Origin of the sequence: Streptomyces sp. NPDC002055, assembly GCF_040296705.1 — a bacterium.
Lineage (GTDB): Bacteria > Actinomycetota > Actinomycetes > Streptomycetales > Streptomycetaceae > Streptomyces.
Window position 1 is genome coordinate 165,350 of the sequence record NZ_JBEOXS010000008.1, and the last position, 19,794, is coordinate 185,143.

Annotated in this window: 15 protein-coding genes and 2 pseudogenes; 6 read left to right on the forward strand and 11 right to left on the reverse strand. The window is 72.5% G+C overall.

Annotation, left to right across the window (positions count from 1 at the left end):
• Window positions 1-11 precede the first annotated feature (11 nt).
• Window positions 12-107 (forward strand): annotated as a pseudogene (locus ABT112_RS07185) (DUF5999 family protein); the annotation flags it as partial.
• A 201-nt stretch (window positions 108-308) separates the two neighbouring features.
• On the opposite strand, the pseudogene ABT112_RS07190 reads toward ABT112_RS07185, so the two are convergent.
• The 4 genes and pseudogenes from ABT112_RS07190 to ABT112_RS07205 form a co-directional block, all read right to left on the reverse strand.
• Window positions 309-743 (reverse strand): annotated as a pseudogene (locus ABT112_RS07190) (FAD-binding protein); the annotation flags it as partial.
• A 14-nt stretch (window positions 744-757) separates the two neighbouring features.
• Window positions 758-1,792: a serine hydrolase domain-containing protein gene (locus ABT112_RS07195; protein WP_351506488.1), complete on the reverse strand. Its 1,035-nt coding sequence runs from the start codon at window positions 1,790-1,792 to the stop codon at window positions 758-760.
• Window positions 1,783-3,102, reverse strand: a complete 1,320-nt coding sequence (locus ABT112_RS07200; protein ID WP_351506490.1) for a UDP-N-acetylglucosamine 1-carboxyvinyltransferase — start codon at window positions 3,100-3,102, stop codon at window positions 1,783-1,785. The genes ABT112_RS07195 and ABT112_RS07200 overlap by 10 nt, the downstream gene beginning before the upstream one ends.
• Before the next feature lie 5 nt (window positions 3,103-3,107).
• Window positions 3,108-3,839, reverse strand: a complete 732-nt coding sequence (locus ABT112_RS07205; RefSeq protein WP_351506493.1) for an LbetaH domain-containing protein — start codon at window positions 3,837-3,839, stop codon at window positions 3,108-3,110.
• Between the two features lie 198 nt (window positions 3,840-4,037).
• Here ABT112_RS07205 and ABT112_RS07210 point away from each other — a divergent pair, with 198 nt between their 5' ends.
• Complete coding sequence (locus ABT112_RS07210) at window positions 4,038-5,408, forward strand: helix-turn-helix domain-containing protein (protein ID WP_351506495.1); 1,371 nt, start codon at window positions 4,038-4,040, stop codon at window positions 5,406-5,408.
• Between the two features lie 422 nt (window positions 5,409-5,830).
• Here ABT112_RS07210 and ABT112_RS07215 read toward each other — a convergent pair whose 3' ends face one another.
• Complete coding sequence (locus ABT112_RS07215; protein WP_351506497.1) at window positions 5,831-7,138, reverse strand: pyroglutamyl-peptidase I; 1,308 nt, start codon at window positions 7,136-7,138, stop codon at window positions 5,831-5,833.
• Between the two features lie 269 nt (window positions 7,139-7,407).
• On the opposite strand from ABT112_RS07215, the gene ABT112_RS07220 reads away from it, so the two are divergent.
• The gene (locus tag ABT112_RS07220) at window positions 7,408-10,269 is read left to right on the forward strand and encodes a beta-glucosidase (RefSeq protein ID WP_351506499.1); all 2,862 of its coding nucleotides are present in this window, start codon (window positions 7,408-7,410) and stop codon (window positions 10,267-10,269) included.
• 290 nt (window positions 10,270-10,559) lie between these two features.
• Here the strand turns inward: ABT112_RS07220 and ABT112_RS07225 are convergent, their stop codons facing one another.
• Window positions 10,560-11,414 carry an SGNH/GDSL hydrolase family protein gene (locus ABT112_RS07225; RefSeq protein ID WP_351506501.1) on the reverse strand — a complete coding sequence of 285 codons (855 nt, stop codon included), beginning with the start codon at window positions 11,412-11,414 and terminating at the stop codon, window positions 10,560-10,562.
• Window positions 11,415-12,074: 660 nt separating this feature from the next.
• Between ABT112_RS07225 and ABT112_RS07230 the strand changes: the two genes are divergently transcribed.
• Both ABT112_RS07230 and ABT112_RS07235 read left to right on the forward strand, forming a co-directional pair.
• A complete protein-coding gene (locus tag ABT112_RS07230) occupies window positions 12,075-12,569 on the forward strand; it encodes a DUF3145 domain-containing protein (RefSeq protein WP_351506504.1) in 495 nt (164 codons plus the stop codon).
• Window positions 12,570-12,692: 123 nt separating this feature from the next.
• Window positions 12,693-13,574, forward strand: a complete 882-nt coding sequence (locus ABT112_RS07235) for an NAD(P)-dependent oxidoreductase (protein ID WP_351506506.1) — start codon at window positions 12,693-12,695, stop codon at window positions 13,572-13,574.
• Window positions 13,575-13,819: 245 nt separating this feature from the next.
• Here the strand turns inward: ABT112_RS07235 and fabF are convergent, their stop codons facing one another.
• From fabF to ABT112_RS07260, 5 genes are all read right to left on the reverse strand, one after another.
• Entirely contained in the window at window positions 13,820-15,082 is a 1,263-nt protein-coding gene (gene fabF, locus ABT112_RS07240) for a beta-ketoacyl-ACP synthase II (protein WP_351506508.1), read from the reverse strand.
• 75 nt (window positions 15,083-15,157) lie between these two features.
• A complete protein-coding gene (locus tag ABT112_RS07245) occupies window positions 15,158-15,403 on the reverse strand; it encodes an acyl carrier protein (protein ID WP_351506510.1) in 246 nt (81 codons plus the stop codon).
• 83 nt (window positions 15,404-15,486) lie between these two features.
• On the reverse strand, window positions 15,487-16,521 hold the full coding sequence (locus tag ABT112_RS07250) for a ketoacyl-ACP synthase III (RefSeq protein ID WP_351506512.1): 1,035 nt from the start codon (window positions 16,519-16,521) through the stop codon (window positions 15,487-15,489).
• A gap of 14 nt (window positions 16,522-16,535) precedes the next feature.
• A complete protein-coding gene (locus tag ABT112_RS07255; protein WP_351506527.1) occupies window positions 16,536-17,486 on the reverse strand; it encodes an ACP S-malonyltransferase in 951 nt (316 codons plus the stop codon).
• Window positions 17,487-17,575: 89 nt separating this feature from the next.
• Window positions 17,576-18,778, reverse strand: a complete 1,203-nt coding sequence (locus ABT112_RS07260; protein WP_502975266.1) for a PucR family transcriptional regulator — start codon at window positions 18,776-18,778, stop codon at window positions 17,576-17,578.
• 52 nt (window positions 18,779-18,830) lie between these two features.
• Between ABT112_RS07260 and ABT112_RS07265 the strand changes: the two genes are divergently transcribed.
• Window positions 18,831-19,496, forward strand: coding sequence for a pirin family protein (locus tag ABT112_RS07265; RefSeq protein WP_351506516.1), 666 nt, complete (start codon window positions 18,831-18,833; stop codon window positions 19,494-19,496).
• Window positions 19,497-19,794 lie beyond the last annotated feature (298 nt).

Below are 19,794 nucleotides of genomic sequence, written 5' to 3' on the forward strand. Positions count from 1 at the left end.
TAGGGATGAATATGTGTCAGCATGAGCCCACCTGCCCGACGGCCGACTCCGCCGACCGGGAGGCCGCGCGCCCCGCGGCGCACCACCCGGAGCAGGGCTGGAGCCTCCCCCGCAGCAGCCTCCGCGAGCGGCGGCCGTGCGCCGAGGGAAACGCAGAGGGCCTGGGCCAGATGCCCGTACGTCACACGCGCCGCCTGTCGGCTACGAGTGAGGTGCAGAGTGACGGTGAGGATCGCCCACCGCCCCGGATCCGCCTTGAAGACGGAGGAGCGATAGCCGAAGCGGCAGTCACTCGCGCCGAGTTTCACCAAGCGGCCCTGTTTCCAATCCCAGGCGGACACCATCACGAGGCTGTCAGCGATCTGCTGCCCGTACGCGCCCGCGTTCTGTACCGGAGCGGCCCCTGTAGTGCCGGGGATGCCACCGAGGAACTCGACTCCGGAGAGGCCTTCCGCGACCGCGTACCCCACAAGCTCGGACAGCGGTTCACCGGCTTCCACGGTGATCTCGACCTGTCCGTCACCGAGATCACGGGCGGCGACGCCGCGGGTCGCCATTCGTACCACGGTCCCCTGGTGCCCCGCGTCGGCCGCGAGAATGTTGCTCCCGCCTCCGAGGACGAACGGCCGCCCCGGCAGGTCCCGGGCGAGGCTTCGCCAGGCGACCGGGTCGGTGTGAACGACCAAGTGGTCAGCAGGCCCCCCGAGACGCAGTGTGGTGCAGTCGGCCAATAGCTTGGCCATGAGAACCCCCTGAGTCAGGTAGCAGAGATCGTTTTGAGCGCCGCTGCCCGCAGCGGCGCAATCCTCGTGCGGGAGGTGCCGTAGTAGACGGCGTTCGTGACGACCACCAGGTAGCGGCCGGCCTCCGGTGCGAGGTAGACGCTGGTGCCGGTCCACCCGTGGTGATACGCAACTCCACCGCCGGAGGCGAGGATCCAGGACAGGCCCCGGTCGAGGCCCGGCTCAATGGTGGCGTGGGGAACCAGACTTGCCCGCAGCCACTCGCCGAGGAAGCCGTTCCCCTGGCTGTAGGAGGAGAGCAGTCCATGGGCGTAGGCGGCGAGGTCCGCCGGCGTGGAGAACACGCCGGCGTGACCAGCGACTCCTCCCATGAGCGCTGCGTTCTCGTCATGAGCGGTGCCCCAGATCCGGGGCGCTCCGGGAAGGCGCTGCTCGGTCGGCGCAACGGAGGCGCGGCGGCCGACCGGCCCGTACGACGTTGAGGTCATGCCGAGCCCTTGCCAGAATTCGGCAGCGAGAACGTCCAGCGGCTGGCCGTGGACGAACGCAAGCGCAAGGCCGAGGAGGATGTACCCCCGGTTGATGTACCGGTGGCTGCCGGGCGCGTCCTCCAGGGGCTCACGGCACAGCAGCTCGTGAAGTGGTGCGTCCGCCCCGCGGTAGTAGTCCAGGCGGGTGGAGGCGCGCAACCCGGCCGTGTGCGTGATGAGTTGGCGGACGGTCGCGTCGCCGCTGGGGGTTTCGCCGCTCATCACCGGCAGGACGTCCCGCACGGGGGCCTCCAGGTCGAGCAGCCCGGCCTCGAGCGTCTGCCCGACCAGTGGCCACGTTGCGAGAACCTTGGTCAGGCTGGCGACGTCGTACGTCGTGTTCTCGGCCGGTGCGACGTTGCCCAGCTCGGGGGCAATGAGACCGGATGTCAGCACCTCGCGCGGACCGTCGAGCGTGCCGCACACGATGACGCCTCCTGGCGTAGCACCGTCAGCCACCACCTCATCGAGGGTGTCCTGGAGGCGGGTCAGGTCGTCTGGGGTGAACGTCACGGGCATGGGTTGGCCTCCGGGATGGTGGTGATGTGGGCTCCCAGCGTGGCGAGGTTCGACAGGAGATGTCCGTAGCCGCGCCGGAGGTGGTAGATGCCCCGGATCGTAGAGGTTCCTTCGGCCGCCAATCCGGCCAGTAGTAGAGCTGTGACAGCCCGGATGTCCGCCGCGGTGACGTGCGTGGCGCGTAGCCGGGCAGTCCCGTGGACCCGGATGGCCGGGCCGCGTGAACTCACCTCCGCACCGAACGCGGCCAGGCCCTCCAGGTGCGTGTCCCGCTGCGGGTAGACGCGCTCCGTGATGAGCGAGGTGCCGTGGGCCTGGGTGAGCATCGCGGCCAGCTGGGGCGCGGTGTCTGTAGGCAGGCCGGGGTGGGGGCCCGTCGCGGTCTCGACGGCGCGCAGCGGCCCGTCCAGAGACATGCGGATCTCCCCCGGGCCACCGGTGAGAGGTACCCCTGCTCGCGCCAGCGTGGTGGTGAGGCCTTGGGGGAGGCCGGCGGTCGTGATGCCGCCCAGACGCAGACGGCCGCCGGTCATCGCAGCTGCCATGATCATGGTCGCAGCTTCAATCCGGTCCCCGGCCACCGCGAATGCCCCTCCGTCGATACGGTCGGTGCCGGTGACGTGCAACCCGCTGCTGTCCCAGTCGATCGAGACGCCGCGCTCTGCGAGGAACCGGACGGTCTCAGTGACCTCCGGTTCGCGGGATGGGCTCGTGATCAGGCTCGCCCCCGGGGCGCGGGCCGCGAGAAGGAGCGCCGTGACCGTCGCGCCGAGGCTCGGCCCGTAGGGCGTGGCCATGTCCACGGTGAACGGTCGCAGGCCTCCCGGCCCGCACCGGGCGCGCATCCCGGTGCCGTCCATGCTGACCTTCGCCCCGGCTGCCTCCATCGCGGCAAGGTGCCGGTCGATCAGCCGGGGGCAGAAGGCATCCCCGCCCGGATGCGGAAACGTGACCTGACCGCACCGGGCGAGCACCGCGGCAGCCAGGACACACGTGGTGCGCACCCGGCGCCCCAGTTCCTGGTGGACCTCCGGGCGTACCCGCGTACCCGGGCCCACGAGGAACTGGCTACCCGTGACGTCGACCCACGCCCCGGTGTGCGCGATGATCTGGGCGCACACGTCGGTGTCGAGGATCAGTGGCACGCCGAGAAGCATCACCGGAGCGTCGGTGAGGAGGGACGCCGCATACAGATGCAGGGCGACGTTCTTGCTGCCCTGCACCGTGATGCGGCCCTCAAGAGGCCGGCCTCCGGTGACCTGGACGACCATGTCGTTCGTGACCGCTACGGGAGCGGGAGAGTAGGTCATGGCGCTCACCGAACCCTGGATCCGGCGGGCAGAACGCCGCCGATGTGGCCACGCGGGTAGATCACCGTGCCGGGGCCGATCAGCGTGCCCGGTGAAAGGACCGTGCCGGCCGGCAGGGCCACCCCGTCGCCGATGACGGCGCCCATCTTCGTCTGGCCCGTACCGATGCGCTGGCCGTCGAGGGTCACAGTGACCTCCGTGACGGCTGGTTCGACCACTGGTCCGTCGCAGCGCAGCCCGGTAGTCGAGCAGAACGAGCCGATGTTGACGCCCCGGCCGACCACCGAGTCCCCGAGGAACGCCGGGTGCTTCATGAAGCAGCCGCCGGCGACGAGACTGCGGGTGATCTCCGCGCCGAATCCGATCTGGCAATTCGGGCCGATCACGCTGTGGTCGCGCACCAGGGCGTCTCTGGAGATGACGGAGCCGGAGCAGATGAGTACCGGCCCGACGATCCGGGCACCAGCCTCAACCCGGGCTCCGGCCTGGACGATGACCATGCCCTCGACGGTGGCGCCCTTCTCCACGACGCCCTCATCCGAGGACAGGAGACCGGCCGCGGCGGGCATGTCCAGGGCAAGGACCATGGCGGACTTGATGTCGAAGACCGTGCGGCAGGTGAGCAGGCTTTCGATGAAGCTGCCGAGTCCCTGTGCCTGGACGTAGTAGGCGGGTGTGAGACGGACGTCCACGGACGGGGTGGCCGTCGCCGAGGGGGCGGGGTTGGAGAGTTGCACCAGTACCTCCCAGGTGCCCGAAGGGTGGCGACCCGCAGATGCCGGCCGCCGCTCCAAGAGCACCGCAAAGGCGGTCCCACCGGGAGCTGGTAGTCCTAGGACTGCAAAAACCTTGCATGTCATGCAAAAGCCCCCCAGCGCCCCGCGGCGCCCCTACGCTGAGGACGGCAGCAGCCTCGGCTATCACCGGGACGGGTCATGGATGCAGTCGGAAAAGTCCAGCTCACGCCATCAGAGGCCATCGCGCCTGGGGAACTCGTCCGCAAGACGCGGCGTACGCAGAGCATGACGCTGGAGCATCTCGGCAGACTCACCGGATACTCCGCCGCGCAGGTCTCCCGCTACGAGCGCGGGGTGTGCCCGATGTCAGTTCCTGTGCTGAGGCGGTTTGGGGCCGCCCTGGACATCCCGCCGCAGGCACTCGGGCTGGCCGCAGCCCCCCTGGCGCAACACGGTCAGTCAACCGGGCCCTATCCCCGGCTCCCCGCGCCTACTCTGGGACGCCTGGGACGGGAGGACGGAGAAGACCCGGTGCGTCGACGAAAGTTGCTCGCGAACCTGGCAGCTACGGCCGCTGCCGCAGCGGGCGCGCCGTTCGTCGGCGCCGCCCCCGCCGAGAGCGAGGAGCTTCGCCTTGGTGACACCATGGTCGCAGGACTCCGGGACGCCATGCTCGGCCTTGGCCGACGCCCCGCCGACCCGTCGCCCGAGCAGCTAGCAGCTGAACTCTCTCGGGCGATCGTCGACTTCAACGGCTGCGACTACTCCAGTCTCTCCGTACGGCTTCCGCGGCTGATTCGTGCAGCGCACCAGGCCACCAGCGGCACCGAGCAGCACCTGCTCCTGGCGCAGGGCTACCTCCTCGCCACACGGGTCCTCATCAAACTCGACGAGCCCCAACTCGGATGGATGGCCGCCGACCGCGCCCGCCAGCTCGCCGATGCCGGCGGCGACCCGCTCTCGGGCGCCGAGGCCGCCCGCCAGCTCGCCGTACTGGCCCGTAAGGCCGGCTGGCATGACCAGTCCCTCGTGCTCGCCCTCAACGCGGCTGACGACCCCGCACTCCATCATGGCGGGAAGGCTGGAGACGCCCAGAGGGGCCTGCTCATCCAGTGCGCGGCCTACACCGTGGCTCACATGCGCGACCAGTCCGGCATGCGCGAGCTCACCGACCAGGCCGCAGCCATCGCCGCTCAGCTCGGAAGCACACAGCTACGCGGCCACCGTGGCGGATTCAGCCCGGCTACCGTCCAACTCCATCTGATCTCCGCGGAAAACTCTGCCGGCGATCCCTCCGCGGCACTGGCCGCTGCGGCTGCCCTCGCCCCCCAAGCCCTGCCGAGCGTTGAGCGCCAAGCGCTGTACTACACCGACAAGGCGTCGGCGTACGCACGGTGGGGGCGCCGCGAAGAGTGCATTGACATGTTGCTCGCCGCCGAGTATCACGCAGCCGAAGAGACCCATGCCCGTCCGGCCGTGCGAGCGATCATTCACGGCCTGCTCGTCTCCGGGCGCACGACACCCCAGCTCCGTGGGCTTGCCGCCCGAACCGGTGTGCTCACCTCATAGGCCCTGACAGCCCGAGCGGTACGGAGCCCGTCAGCTGTTTCGGCGAGCGGGCGGAGAGGGCGCGCGACGTCCCGGCCGGATGGTCTGCTGGAGCGCGCCTACTCCGCTCCTGCCTCTTCGCTGCCGGCGTCTTCCCTGGCGGCCTTCGGCCGGTCCCAGCCGGATCCGGAGTGGGCGACCGCCCCATCTGGGCGCCCGCATCACCCGAGCAGCACCAGGTGACCGCCGCCGTCGTGGGGGCTCACGAGGCTACGGTGACGCGCGTGACAAACCCCGTCCTTGAGCTGCCGATACGCCCCAGGTCCGCCGACCGTCACCCGGCTTTCGGGGGCCGTCCGCCGCTCCCTTCCGGCCCGTTGGCGTCACCTCCCCGCATCCGCCCGGCCCCCGGGAGCGAACCGGCAGCGAACCGGCAGCGAACCTCAGCGCGGCAGCGTGCCCGCCGTCACCGTGAGGATCGCGCGGATCTGACCGGTGATGGCCTGCCGGTTGCGTACGAAGTCCGGGTCCGTGACCGTGCCCGTGGACGGGTCGGAGTTCCCCGCGCCGAACTGCAGCACCGGGGTGTGCAGATGGCCGCCCGGCACCCGGAGGCGCAGCGCGTCCCGCAGCAGCGTCGCCCGGTAGGCGATCTCGTTCGACAGGTAGTCGCCCCCGCCGCCCGCGCGGGCCGTCGAACCGGGGGTCGGGCCGTCGGGCCGGTCCACCGGCTGGGTCCCGCCCGCCGGGATCTCCGTCACCGCCGTGTTGTCGTGCACCGGGAAGCCACCGGTCCCGGCCGCCACGATCCGCTCGTACGGCAGCGTGGTCACCGTCCACTGCGGCTGCGGATGGACGGTCGGCACCCCGGCCGGGATCGGGACGGTCCCGGTGCGCGAGATCCGGTCGTTGTCCGGATAGCCGCCGCGCCAGGCGCCGTTGGTGCGCTCGACGTCGAACCGCCCCGGCCGGCCCTGGCTGATCGTGGTGAACATGTCGACCCGGTGCGGACCGCTCCGGAAGTACGGGGCCAGGGTCCGCTCCACCGTCCCCTCGGCGAAGTCCGTCCAGCGCACCGGGAAGACCGCGGTCTCCACCCGCGCCGGGCCGGACGGCGTACGGATCGTGGTCCCGTCCAGGGCCAGCGCCGCCGCCCCCGACGGATTGCTGCGGCGCGCGTCCGCGTCCAGCTGGAACGGGTCGAAGCCGGTCACCAGAACCCGTTTCACGGCCCGGCCCGCGGGCAGATCGACCGTGTCCTGGCCCCGGGATCCGCGCTCCAGACGGGTGATCAGCTCCTGCCGCCGGGACTCCGGCAGCGCGAACGCCGGCTGCCACGTCCGGAGCGCCTTCGTCATGCCGAGCCGGGCCCAGTACAGCGGCCGGTCGTCGTCCCGGCTCAGATCGCCGCCGGCCGGGCCCCGCCCCTGCACGCGGTCGACGGCCCGCTGCCACAGCCGCTGACCCGAACGCGCCACCAGGTGCTCGGCCCCGTCCACGGACTCCACGGCCGCCAGCTCCCGGGCGAACTCCGGTGCCACCGTGGCGAATCCGCTCCTCCGGAGGATCTCCTGCGGCACGGCGCCGTCCAGCCGCTGTTCCTCGACGGTGGGCGCGGCACCGGCGGAACGGACCGTGCCCTCGGCGGAACGGACCGCGGCACCGGCCGTCGGCGCCGCGGCGAGAGCCGGCGGAGCGCTGACCGCCAGAACGGCACCGAGCAGGCCCAGCCGGATGCGCATGCGTCGCATGGAAATCCTTTCGTCGAGTCGGGAGTGATCCCAGCAGACGATCGCCGCCGTGACCAGAGCCCGTCGCCGGAACTCCCCGCCTGTCCGCCGGAACCCCCCGAACGCACGCACCCCCGCCACTCCAACCGCACGCACCCCCGGCACCCCGACCGCACGGAATCCCACCACCCCTGACGCGCGGGCCGAGCCGTCCCGCGCCCCGCGCTCCCTTCCCGCCGTCCGGCGCTCCAGGGCAGGATGAGCCGCACGCCGGACAAGGGGAGGCCCGTATGACTCCGCAGGACGCGGCACGCGAAGCAGCGGTGGAGGACGCGCTCGGCAAGCTCGACCTGGACGACAGGACCCGCCTGCTGGCCGGTCAGGACACCTGGTCCCTGCCCGCGCTCCCCGCGATCGGCCTGCGGTCCCTGGTCATGTCCGACGGACCGGTCGGGGTGCGCGGTGTCCGCTGGACCGCCGCCGACCCCTCGGTCGCCCTGCCGAGCCCCACCGCCCTCGCCGCCACCTGGGACCCCGAACTCGCGCGCCGGGCCGGGCACCTCCTCGCCCAGGAGGCCCGCCGCAAGGGCGTCCACGTCCTGCTCGCCCCGACGGTCAACCTCCACCGCTCACCGCTCGGCGGGCGCCACTTCGAGTGCTACTCGGAGGATCCGTACCTCACCGGAGAGATCGGCACCGGGTACGTCCGCGGTGTCCAGGAGGGCGGAGTCGGCACCACCGTCAAGCACTTCGTCGCCAACGACGCCGAGACCGAACGGTTCACCGTGACCAACACGGTGGCCCCGCGCCCCCTGCGCGAGCTCTACCTCGCCCCCTTCGAGGCCATCGTCAGGAACGCCCGCCCGTGGGGCGTCATGGCCGCCTACAACGCGGTCAACGGCACCGCCATGACCTCCCACCGCGCCCTCCTCCGCGGGGTGCTGCGGGAGGAGTGGGGCTTCGACGGCGCGGTCGTCTCGGACTGGCTGGCCGCCCGGTCCACCGCGGACAACATCCGCGGCGGTCTGGACATCGCCATGCCCGGACCGGGGACCGTCTACGGCGCGGCCCTGGCCGACGCCGTCCGGTCGGGCGAGGTGGAGGAGGCCGAGGTCGACCGGGCCGTGCGGCAGGTCCTGCGGCTGGCCGCCCGCGTCGGCGTCCTCGAGGGCGTACCCGCCGCCGTCGCTCCCCAGGACCTCCCGGAGCGGCTCTCCGGTGAGGACGTCGCCCGGGAGATCGCCCGCCGCTCCTTCGTCCTGCTCCGCAACGAGCCGGCGCCCGTCCGGCTACCGGCCGGACTCGCCGAGGAGGCCCGCTCCGGCCCCCATCCCCTGGAGGTGCCCGGCCAGGAGCCGGTCGACGCCACCCGGGGAAGGCCCGCGGACACCGTCGGCGAGTCCGGCATCCCGGGGCACGGCACAGGCGACGGCGCCCCCGCCGGCACGGCCCCCGACAGCCGGGGTTCCCACAAGACGGGCTCCGCCGGCACGGCCCCCGTCGCCACGGCCCCCGTCGGCCCGGGCTCCGACAAGACGGGCTTCGCCGGCACGGCCCTCGACAGCACGGCCCCCGCCGGCACCGGCTCCGACGCCCCACAGGACGCCCCAGGGGACGGCCCGGCGGCCGTCGCCGCCGAGGCCCCGGGGGAGCAGCCGGCCGAGCCCGTCCTCCCGCTCGACCTCTCCCGGCTCCGCAGCGTCGCCGTGATCGGCGCCGCCGCCCGCGACGCCCGCATCCTCGGCGGCGGCTCCGCCCAGGTCTTCCCCGCCCATGTCGTCTCCCCGCTCGACGGCCTGCGGGACGCGCTCCCCCGGGAGGTGGACGTCGTCCACGCCGTCGGCGCGGACCCGAGCGACGAACTCGCCGTCGCGGAGAAGGGATTCCGGCTGCACGCGGTGTGCCGGGACGGCCAGGGCCGCGAGCTCGGCGGCGAGCCCCTGCCGGGCGGCCAGGTCAGCTGGATGGGCGACCTTCCGGAAGGCGTCGACTACCAGGCCCTGCACACCGTCGAGCTGACCGGGACGTTCACCCCGCGGGTCAACGGCGAGCACCTCTTCGGCACCCAGGGGATCGGCGGCTTCCGGCTCACCGTCAACGGACAGGTCCTCTTCGACGGCGCCCAGGCCCCCGACCACGACGACCCGTTCGAAGCCTTCTTCGGCTCCCCGGTGCCGCGCGGCGAACTCCATCTGATGGCCGGGCAGCCGGTCGAGGTCGAGCTGGTCTGCACGGTGGCGAAGCCCACGGACGCCCCGGTCGCCGCGGTCAGCTGCGCCCTGCTGCACGGCGAGCCGGTGCGCGACCCCGACGAGATGCTGGACGAAGCGGCCACCGCGGCGGCGGACGCCGACGCCGCCATCGTCGTCGTCGCCACCACCGAACGGGTGGAGAGCGAGGGCTTCGACCGCACCCACCTGCTGCTCCCCGGCCGGCAGGACGAGCTCGTCCGCCGCGTGGCCGCGGTCAACCCGCGCACCGTGGTCGTCGTCAACTCCGGTTCCCCGGTGGAACTTCCCTGGCGCGAGGACGTGGCGGCGGTGCTGCTCGGCTGGTTCCCCGGCCAGGAGGCCGGCGCCGCCCTCGCGGACGTCCTGCTCGGCCGCGAGGAGCCCGGCGGCCGGCTCCCCACCACCTGGCCCGCCCGGCTGGCGGACGCCCCGGTGTCCCGGGTCGTCCCCACCGACGGCGAACTCGTCTACGAGGAGGGCGTGTTCATCGGCTACCGGGCCTGGGAGAAGGCCGGTGCCACGCCCGCGTACCCCTTCGGCCACGGCCTCGGGTACACCACCTGGGAGTACGAGGCGGTCGAGACGGCCGGGACCACGGTGACGGTCCGGCTCCGCAACACCGGCACCCGCCCGGGCCGCGAGGTCGTCCAGATCTACCTCACCCCGCCGGCCCCGCACCCCCAGGAGACCGGCACCTCGGAAGCCCGCCCCCGGGAGCCCCGTCGGCTGGCGGGATTCGCCACCGTCCCGGCGGCCCCGGGCGAGAGCGTCGCGGCGGAGGTCGTCCTCCCGCGCCGCGCCTTCGAGACCTGGGACGAGGCGGCGGACCGCTGGCGGTTCGTCCCCGGCCGGTACCGGATCGAGGCGGGACGGTCGGCCACCGACCCCCGGCTCACCGGGACCCTGGAGGCCGCGGACTGACCCCGGCGGGTGGTGCCCGGCGGCGGGCCCGGCGGTGGATCCGGAGACGCGGCCCCCGGCGATGCGCCCGGGGACGCGTTCCCGGATCCACCCCAGGCTCCCGGATCCACCCCAGGCTCCGGGATCCACCGCAGGTTCCCGGATCCCGGGCCTTCCGGAGTCACCCAGAGCCGGATCTCGGGCCTTCCGGAGTCACCTAGAGCCGGATCTCGGGCCTCCCGGAGTCACCCAGAGCCGGATCCGGTGGCGGCCCCGGGAGCGTCCCCGCGGCCCCGCCCCGTGCGCCCCGCTCACCCCACCGGCTTCTTCGCGGTGACCGCCCGGTACGCCATCTCCGCCAGCACCCGCTGGCCGTTCCTGCTCGGGTGGAACCAGTCCCACTTGCTCAGCTGCCGCCCGCTGAAGAGGTAGTCGAAGACCGCCCCGCCGTCGTACCGGCACAGCGGGTCCTTGCCGCACTCCTCCTTCAGCACTGCGTTGTACGCCAGCACCCGCTGCTGGACGTAGCTCCGCCGCTGGGTCGCCGCCCGGTCCATCGCGTCCGGCTGACCGAGCATCGACGCGCAGATGCCCAGCTGCCAGACCTGCTTGCCGAGCGGGTTCCGACGGCCCTCGGACCACACGCGCTTGAGGTCCGGGACGCTGGTCACGAACACCTGGGTCTTCGGCAGGGCGCGCCGCAGCGACCGCAGCGACTGCCGGAAGTCGGAGCGGAAGGACGACACCGGGGTCATCAGATCAGTGGTGTCCCGGCAGGCGTCGTTCGAGCCCAGCATGACGGTCACCAGCTCCGGCCGGTGGCCCACCGCCCGGCGGACCTGCCCGGGCAGATCCGCCATCCGCGCTCCGGTCCGCGCGTAGTTCCAGCTGTCACCGGCCGGATCCTTCAGCAGCCGGCCGGCCAGGCTGCCCACCTTCGGGTCCGTCCCCGTCGACCAGGACACCTCCGGGCAGTCGGAGAGGACGAGGCAGGCGTCGAAACCCCGGGTGACCGAGTCGCCGAGCGCGGCGATCGACTCCGGGCTGGTGTCCCACACCGGGGTGGGCCGGGGGCGCGGGCGGTGGGAGGCCCGTTCGGACGGTTCGTCGCCGATGCCGCAGCCGGTGACGCCACCGAGCAGCGTGGCCGCGACGACCGCGGCCACCGCGGCCCGGACCGCCCCGCGGCTCCGCCGGAACCCCGCCCCGCCGCTCCGCCGGACCACCTCGCCGCCCGCCCGGGATTCCGCTTCGCCGCTCCGCCGGGACGAGTCCCGCCGCCCCCACGCCCGCAGGATCCCCGCCCCCGGGCCCCGGCTCGCACGGCGCCCGCGTCCGTGCCGATGTCCGCGTCCGCGCCCGAATGTGTCCCGCATGGCCGGCTCCCCTCGCGCGGTCGGTGGCTTTCCTCCACGGATGACGGATTGGGCCGCTCGGGCGTTCCCCGATCGGAGGTTTCCCGCCGTCCCCGCGAGTGAAAGCTGTGCCGATATCCGTCCGGGACCGACGGTACGTCACCCCCGGGCCGGTGGTGCACGGTAGCTTTTCTCCGTGGCAGTCGGTCTGCTGCGCCTCGCGCGCAGTGACCTGACGGCCGGTCGCCTCAGCTGTGGCGCGCGTGCACCCCGGAAATCGTTGACTTACATCACGTCACATACTGCCCCTTTTGCGGACCTTTGCTCCCCATGGTGTTTACTGCACGTAACCTCGGGAGTTGGTACGGAAGTGACTTTTCGGGCAGAATGTCAGGTGCTGTCCAGGACACGACCGGTACGGAGCACGAGGCCGCTGGGGAAGGCGAACCTCGTCCCACACTGGAGGTCCCGGTGACGACACGTGGAGTTCTGTACGTGCACTCCGCACCGCGCGCGCTGTGCCCGCACGTCGAATGGGCTGTCGCGGGCGTACTTGGCGTGCGTGTCAACCTCGACTGGATCAGACAGCCGGCCTCGCCCGGGACGTGGCGGGCCGAGTTCTCCTGGCAGGGCGAGCCGGGCACCGCGTCCAAGCTGGCGTCCGCACTCCGCGGTTGGCACCTGCTCCGCTTCGAGGTGACGGCCGAACCCTGCCCCACCGCCGAGGGCGAGCGCTACAGCTCCACCCCCGAGCTGGGCATCTTCCACGCGGTCACCGGCATGCACGGGGACATCCTGATCCCCGAGGACCGGCTGCGCGCCGCGATGACCCGGGCCGGCCAGGGGGAGACCGACCTCGAAGCCGAGATCGCCAAGCTCCTCGGCAAGCCCTGGGACGACGAGCTGGAACCCTTCCGGTACGCCGGCGAGGGCGCGCCGGTCCGCTGGCTGCACCAGGTGGTCTGAGGGGGCGTTGCACGATGCCCGCCCAGGTCGCGTGCCTATCGTGCAACGCCCCCTCAGAGCCGTCGTCCGGGTGCCGCCGCCCGGTTCGCCGCCCCGGGCGGACCCACGCCGTAGCGTGCCGTCATGGCTGACAACACTTCAGTGGCGGTGCTGGGCACCGGCATCATGGGGGCCGCGATGGCCCGCAACCTGTGCGGAGCCGGTCTGGACGTCCGGGTCTGGAACCGCACCCGTGACAAGGCCGAGCCGCTCGCCGCGGACGGCGCCCGTATCGCGGACGACCCGGCCGCGGCCGTCGAGGGCGCCGATGTCGTCCTGACGATGCTGTACGACGGGCGGACCGTGCTGGACACCATGCGCGAGGCCGCCGCCTCCTTCGCCCCCGGAACCGTGTGGTCGCAGTCGACCACCGCCGGCATCGACGCCCTCGAACCGCTGGCCGCGTTCGCGGCCGAACACGATCTGCTCTTCGTCGACGCACCCGTCCTCGGCACCCGGCAGCCCGCCGAGGACGGGAAGCTGACCGTGCTCGCCGCGGGACCCGCCGAGGCCCGGACCGCCCTGACGCCCGTCTTCGACACGATCGGCAGCCGCACCGTCTGGATCGCCGAGGACGGCGCGAGCGGCGCGGCGTCCCGGCTGAAGATGGTGTGCAACAGCTGGGTGCTGGCCCTCAACAACGCGGTCGGCGAAGCGCTCGCCCTCGCCGACGGGCTGGGCGTCGAACCGCAGGCGTTCCTCGACGCCGTCGCCGGCGGGCTGCTGGACTGCGGCTATCTCCGCCTCAAGGCGGGCGCCGTGATGAACGACGACTACGCGCCGAACTTCTCGGTGACCACGGCCGCGAAGGACGCCCGGCTGATCCTGGAGGCGGGGAAGCGGGCCGGAGTGCGGATGGACCTGGCGGAGGCCGGCGCCGAGCGGCTGCACCGTGCGGAACGGGCGGGCCACGGCGACGAGGACATGGCGGCGAGCTACTTCGCGGGCTTCATCCGGGAGGGCTGAGAGGGCCGGGAGAGCGGGGCCGCGGGACTGGCGGGACCGCTGAGACGGGCGCGGGCCTCGCCCCGGACCCCCTGCCCCGAACAACACGCCCCGGACGACCTCCCCCGCAACCCCCGCCCCCGGACAACGCAACGGCCGGGCAGTCGGTGACTGCCCGGCCGTCGGCCGCGTAGGGCGCCGCCTCACCCGCCCCGCCGCCCCGTGGTGCGGGCGGCCGGTGGCCGGGTGGCGGCCGGTGGTGCGGGTCAGACCGTCCGGAAGGCCAGGACGACGTTGTGCCCGCCGAAGCCGAACGAGTTGTTCAGCGCCGCGATGGTGCCCTCCGGCAGCGGGCGCGGCGTGTCGCGCACGACGTCCGCGTCGGCCTCGGGGTCGAGGTTCTCGATGTTGATCGTCGGCGGGGCGACCCGGTGGTGCAGCGCCAGGACGCTCGCCACCGTCTCGACGCCGCCCGCGCCACCGAGGAGGTGACCGGTCATGGACTTCGTGGCGGACAGCGCCATGTGGTCCACGTCGTCACCGAAGACCTTGCGCAGCGCCTTGATCTCGGCCACGTCGCCCTGCGGGGTCGAGGTGGCGTGCGCGTTGATGTGCGCAATCTCGGCCGGCTTCAGGTCGGTGCCGTCCATCAGGTTGTGCAGCGCGTGCGCGATGCCGTTGCCGGACGGCTCGGGCTGCGTGATGTGGTGCGAGTCCGCCGAGATGCCCTGGCCCAGGGCCTCCGCGTAGACGCGGGCGCCGCGCCGGGCGGCGTGCTCCGCCGACTCCAGGACGATGACACCGGCGCCCTCACCGAGGATGAAGCCGTCACGGGCCGCGTCGTACGGCCGGGACGCACCCTGCGGGTCGTCGTTGTTCTTGGACATCGCCATCATGTTGCCGAACGCGGCGATGGGCAGCGGGTGGATGGCCGCCTCGGTGCCGCCCGCGACCACGACGTCGGCGCGGCCGGAACGGATCATCTCGACGGCGTAGCCGATGGCCTCGGCGCCCGACGCGCAGGCGCTCACCGGAGTGTGCACACCCGCGCGGGCGCCCACCTCCAGACCCACGTTGGCCGAGGGGCCGTTCGGCATCAGCATCGGGACGGTGTGCGGGGAGACGCGGCGTACGCCCTTCTCCCGGAGTACGTCGTACTGGTCGAGCAGGGTGGTCACGCCGCCGATGCCGGAGGCGATGACCGCGCCCAGCCGGTCCGGGTCGACCGCCGCGTCCTCACCGGCCTTCGCGGTGAAGCCCGCGTCGGCCCACGCCTCGCGGGCCGCGATCAGCGCGAACTGCGCCGAGCGGTCCAGCTTGCGGGCCTGCGGCCGGGGGATGATCTCGCTCGGCTCGACCGCGATCTGCGCGGCGATGCGTACCGGGAGCTGCTCGGCCCACTCCTGCTCGAGCGGGCTCACGCCGGAACGCCCCGCGATCAGACCTTCCCAGGTCGATGCGGTGTCGCCACCCAGCGGTGTGGTTGCGCCGATACCGGTGACGACCACGGTGCGGTTGGTCGCATTCACAGGAATTCTTTCTCCACGTTCGAGGGGTCCGAATCGACGGCGCCACCACGGGGTGGCGACACACGCTCGGCTGGATCAGGCCTGGTGCTTCAGGATGTAGTCGACAGCGTCGCCCACGGTCTTCAGGTTCTTGACGTCGTCGTCCGGGATCTTCACGTCGAAGCGCTCCTCGGCGGCGACGACGACCTCGACCATGGACAGCGAGTCGACGTCCAGGTCGTCGGTGAAGGACTTGTCGAGCGCGACGTCCTCGGTGGGGATGCCGGCGATCTCGTTGACGATCTCCGCGAGACCCTCGAGGATCTCCTTCTGGTCGGCCATTGCGGCGCTCCTTCGGTGTTATCGGTACTTACGTACAAGGTGGAACGGGGCTGCCCGGTTGACCCGGACTGCGTGGATCGTGCCTATGGGAGGGTAACGACCGTTGCGGCGTACACCAGACCCGCCCCGAAGCCGATGACGAGCGCGGTGTCGCCGCTCTTCGCCTTCCCCGTCGCCAGGAGCCGCTCCATCGCGAGCGGGATCGAGGCGGCCGAGGTGTTGCCGGTCGTCTCCACGTCACGGGCCACCGTGACGTGTTCCGGCAGTTTGAGGGTCTTCACCATCGAGTCGATGATCCGCATGTTGGCCTGGTGCGGAATGAAGACGTCCAGGTCGTCCGCGCTGATCCCGGCCGCGTCCAGCGCCTGCTGGGCGACCTTCGCCATCTCGAACACCGCCCAGCGGAAGACCGTCTGGCCCTCCTGGCGGATGGCCGGGAACTTCAGTTCGCCGTCCTCGCCGACCGGCAGCTGCCGGACGTCGCCGACGCGGAAGTCGTCCCACGGGACGGTCTGCGAGATGACGTCCGCCTTGTCGCCCTCCGAGCCCCAGATGCTGGGGCCCATCGCGGGCTCCTCGGACGGGCCGACGACGACCGCGCCCGCGCCGTCGCCGAACAGGAAGGCAGTGGACCGGTCGGTCACGTCGGTGAGGTCCGACAGCCGCTCGACGCCGACGACCAGCACGTACTCCGCGCTGCCCTCGACGATGAGGCCCTTGGCGATCGTCAGGCCGTAGCCGAAGCCCGCGCAGGCCGCGGAGATGTCGAACGCGGCGGCCTTGCCCGACCCCAGCCGGTGCGCGATCTCCGTCGCGATCGACGGGGTCTGCTTGAAGTGCGAGACGGTCGAGATGACCACGGCGCCGATCCGGTCCGCGGTGATGCCCGCGGCGGCGATCGCCTTGCCCGACGCCTCCAGCGACATCTCGGCCACGGTCTCGTCCGGTCCGGCCCAGTGCCGGGTGGCGATACCGGAACGGGAGCGGATCCACTCGTCGGACGAGTCGATGTGCTTGAGGATCTCCTCGTTCGGCACCACCCGCGTCGGACGGTAGCCACCCACGCCGAGGATCCGCGCGTACGGTGCGCCCTTGGCGGGCCTGATCTTCGCGCTCATGTTCTCGCGGACTCCTATTCGGCGGGGCGGTCGGCGGGAACGGCGTGCTCGGCGATGAGCTCGCGGGCCGCGTCGATCTGGTCCGGCGTCTTCAGCGCGACGGTCTTCACCCCGGGCAGGGCACGCTTCGCGAGCCCGGCCAGCGTGCCGCCGGGGCACACCTCGATCATCGCGGTGACGCCGAGCTCCTTGAAGGTCTCCATGCACAGGTCCCAGCGGACCGGGTTGGATACCTGGGCGACCAGCCGCCGCACGATCTCCTGACCGGAGCCGACGACCGTGCCGTCGCTGTTGGAGACGTAGCGGACCTGCGGGTCCCGCACCGTCACGCCCGGGACCAGGGCCTCCAGGGCGGAAACGGCCGGAGCCATGTGGTGGGTGTGGAACGCGCCGGCGACCTTCAGCGGCATGACCCGCGCGCCCTCCGGCTTGTCCGCGGCGAGCGCCGCCAGCTGCTCGGAGGTGCCCGCGGCCACGATCTGGCCCGCGCCGTTCATGTTCGCCGGAGTCAGGCCGAGCCCCTCCAGGTGGGCCACGACCGTCTCGGGGTCGCCGCCGAGCACCGCGGACATGCCGGTCTCGGTGACGGACGCGGCCTGCGCCATCGCCAGGCCCCGCTGCCGGACCAGCACCATCGCGGCCTCGGCCGAGATCACGCCCGCGCCGGCCGCGGCGGTGAGCTCACCGACGCTGTGACCGGCGACCGCACCCGCGACCCGCCGGGCCTCGGCGGCGTCCGGGAACACCGACAGGGCCGACACCAGGCCGGCGGCCACCAGCAGCGGCTGCGCCACCGCGGTGTCACGGATCTCCTCCGCGTCGGCCTTGGTGCCGTAGTGGATCAGGTCCAGACCGGAGACGGCGGACCACCACTGCAGACGTTCGGTGACGCCGGGGAGTTCGAGCCAGGGAGCCAGGAAGCCGGGCGTCTGAGCGCCTTGGCCGGGAGCGACGAGTACGAGCACTCTCACACTCTCTCTTGCGGCCGGTCCGGAAGACCGGTGGGGACAGGGACCAAGAACCGTCAGGGTAATTGTGGGTGTCCGACAAAAGTCTAGAGTTGCTGATCTGCTTGGGCGAGACGCCCCAGAATCAGCGCGATACGGAGCGTGAACGCGGATCGTACATCGGACGGCGACCAACCGGTGACGTCCGTCACACGTCGGAGCCGGTAGCGCACGGTGTTGGGGTGAACGAACAGCATCCGGGCGGCCCCTTCGAGACTGCTCGCCTGTTCCAGGTAGACGCTGAGGGTTTCCAGCAGGGCCGAGCCCGCCTCCTCCAGCGGTCTGTAGATCTCCTCCACCAGCTGTTCGCGGGCGGAGACATCGCCCGCCATCGCGCGCTCCGGCAGCAGGTCGTCGGCCAGCGCCGGGCGGGGGGCGTCCGGCCAGGCGGTGCAGGCCCGCAGCCCCGCGTTGGCGGCCTGCGCCGAGCGGGAGGCGGACACCAGGTCGCCGACGACCGGACCGGCCACGACCGGCCCCGGGGCGAACGGTCCGATCAGCGCCTTCGCGGTGCGCAGCGGATCGTTGCTGCCGCCCGCGACGACGATCAGCCGGTCGCCGAGCACCCCGGTGAGGACCTGGAGCTTGGCGTGCCGGGCGGCGCGCCGGATCGCCTCCACGGTCAGCTCGCTGTCCCCGTCCGGCGCGGTGCCCAGCACCACGATCACGTGCTCGGGGGAGTTCCAGCCCAGCGCCGCGGCGCGGGAGAGGGCGCCCTCGTCGGCCTCGCCGGAGAGCACGGCGTTCACCACCAGCGACTCCAGCCGGGCGTCCCAGGCGCCGCGCGCCTCGGCGGCCTGCGCGTACACCTGGGCGGTGGCGAAGGCGATCTCCCGGGCGTAGACCAGCAGCGCCTCGCGCAGCACCGACTCGTCGCCGGGCGCCGCCACCTCGTCGATGGCGGCCTCCATGACCTCGATGGTCGTCCGGACCATCTCCACGGTCTGCCGCAGCGTGATCGCGCGGGTCAGCTCGCGGGGCGCGGTCCCGAAGACATCGGTGCTGATCGCCTGCGGGGTCTCCGGATGCCGGAACCACTCGGTGAAGGCGGCGATGCCGGCCTGGGCGACGAGGCCGATCCAGGAGCGGTTCTCCGGTGGCATGGCGCGGTACCACGGCAGCGTCTCGTCCATGCGGGCGATCGCGTTCGCGGCGAGGTGGCCGGAGGATTTCTCCAGCCGTCGCAGGGTCGCGGAGTGTGGGTGAGCGTCGGCGGATCCGGATTCAGGCACGTGACAAGACTGCCTCATGCGGCGTCGCTCCCGCCCCGCCCCCTCCCTCGCGCCTCGGTACGGTGGACCGATGATGCAGCTGAGGCGGGCCGCGGAGCGTTATCGGGGCGGCGATCCACAGGCGGGGATCGAGACCCGGCACGCGTTCTCGTTCGGCCCGCACTACGACCCGGACAACCTGCGGTTCGGCCCGCTGATCGCCTGCAACGAGGAGCGGCTGGAGCCCGGGGCGGGCTTCGACGAGCATCCGCACCGCGACGTGGAGATCGTCACCTGGGTCGTGGAGGGGGAGCTCACCCACCGCGACTCGGCCGGGCACGCCTCGGTCGTGCGCCCCGGGGACGTCCAGCGGCTGAGCGCGGGCAGCGGGGTGCGGCACACCGAGCGCAACGAGGGGGCGGAGCCGCTCCGCTTCGTCCAGATGTGGCTGGAGCCCGCGCGGCCGGCCGGCGAACCGTCGTACGAGATCGTCCGCGGCATCGGCACGCCCTACGCCCTGGCGAACGCCGGAGCCGTGCTCCACATCGTCCGCCTGGCGGAGGGCGAGTGCCGGGCCCTGCCGATGAGCGACGCCGGCAGCGGCCCGGAGTCCCGGACGCATCTGCAGGTGGTACGCGGTCAGGTACAGCTGCCGGACGACCTGCTCGGACCGGGCGACGAGCTGCGGATCTCCGGCCACCCCGGGCCGGAACTCATCGCCGCCACCCCGGCCGAGCTGCTGATCTGGCAGCTGTGACGCGCGGGCCGGGCCCCGTCGGCGCGGTGGGGCACAACTGCTCCTCCCAGGAGGACCAGCTCAGCGCGGTACCACCGGCCCCGGCCCGGACATGAAGGCAGCGGGGGCCGCAGGGCCGGGTGGACGTCAGGCGGTGCGCCACGACGGGCCGGTGGTCCGGACGCAAGGGCGCGGGGCCGCAGGGCAGGGTGAACGCAAGGGCGCGGGGCCGCAGGGCGGCTGGGTGAACGCAAGGGGGTGGGGGCGCAGGGGTGGGGGTTCCGGAAACTTCCGTGTATTTGTGGGCCCCCAGGGCCCG

Bases quoted from the DNA above. Each gene is read 5' to 3' on its own strand.
- ABT112_RS07265 (WP_351506516.1), top strand. From the start codon at position 18,831: ATGATGCAGCTGAGGCGGGCCGCGGAGCGTTATCGGGGCGGCGATCCA.
- ABT112_RS07245 (WP_351506510.1), bottom strand. From the start codon at position 15,403: ATGGCCGACCAGAAGGAGATCCTCGAGGGTCTCGCGGAGATCGTCAAC.
- ABT112_RS07250 (WP_351506512.1), bottom strand. From the start codon at position 16,521: ATGAGCGCGAAGATCAGGCCCGCCAAGGGCGCACCGTACGCGCGGATC.
- ABT112_RS07215 (WP_351506497.1), bottom strand. From the start codon at position 7,138: ATGCGACGCATGCGCATCCGGCTGGGCCTGCTCGGTGCCGTTCTGGCG.
- ABT112_RS07210 (WP_351506495.1), top strand. From the start codon at position 4,038: ATGGATGCAGTCGGAAAAGTCCAGCTCACGCCATCAGAGGCCATCGCG.
- ABT112_RS07235 (WP_351506506.1), top strand. From the start codon at position 12,693: ATGGCTGACAACACTTCAGTGGCGGTGCTGGGCACCGGCATCATGGGG.
- ABT112_RS07260 (WP_502975266.1), bottom strand. From the start codon at position 18,778: ATGAGGCAGTCTTGTCACGTGCCTGAATCCGGATCCGCCGACGCTCAC.
- ABT112_RS07200 (WP_351506490.1), bottom strand. From the start codon at position 3,102: ATGACCTACTCTCCCGCTCCCGTAGCGGTCACGAACGACATGGTCGTC.
- ABT112_RS07195 (WP_351506488.1), bottom strand. From the start codon at position 1,792: ATGCCCGTGACGTTCACCCCAGACGACCTGACCCGCCTCCAGGACACC.
- ABT112_RS07220 (WP_351506499.1), top strand. From the start codon at position 7,408: ATGACTCCGCAGGACGCGGCACGCGAAGCAGCGGTGGAGGACGCGCTC.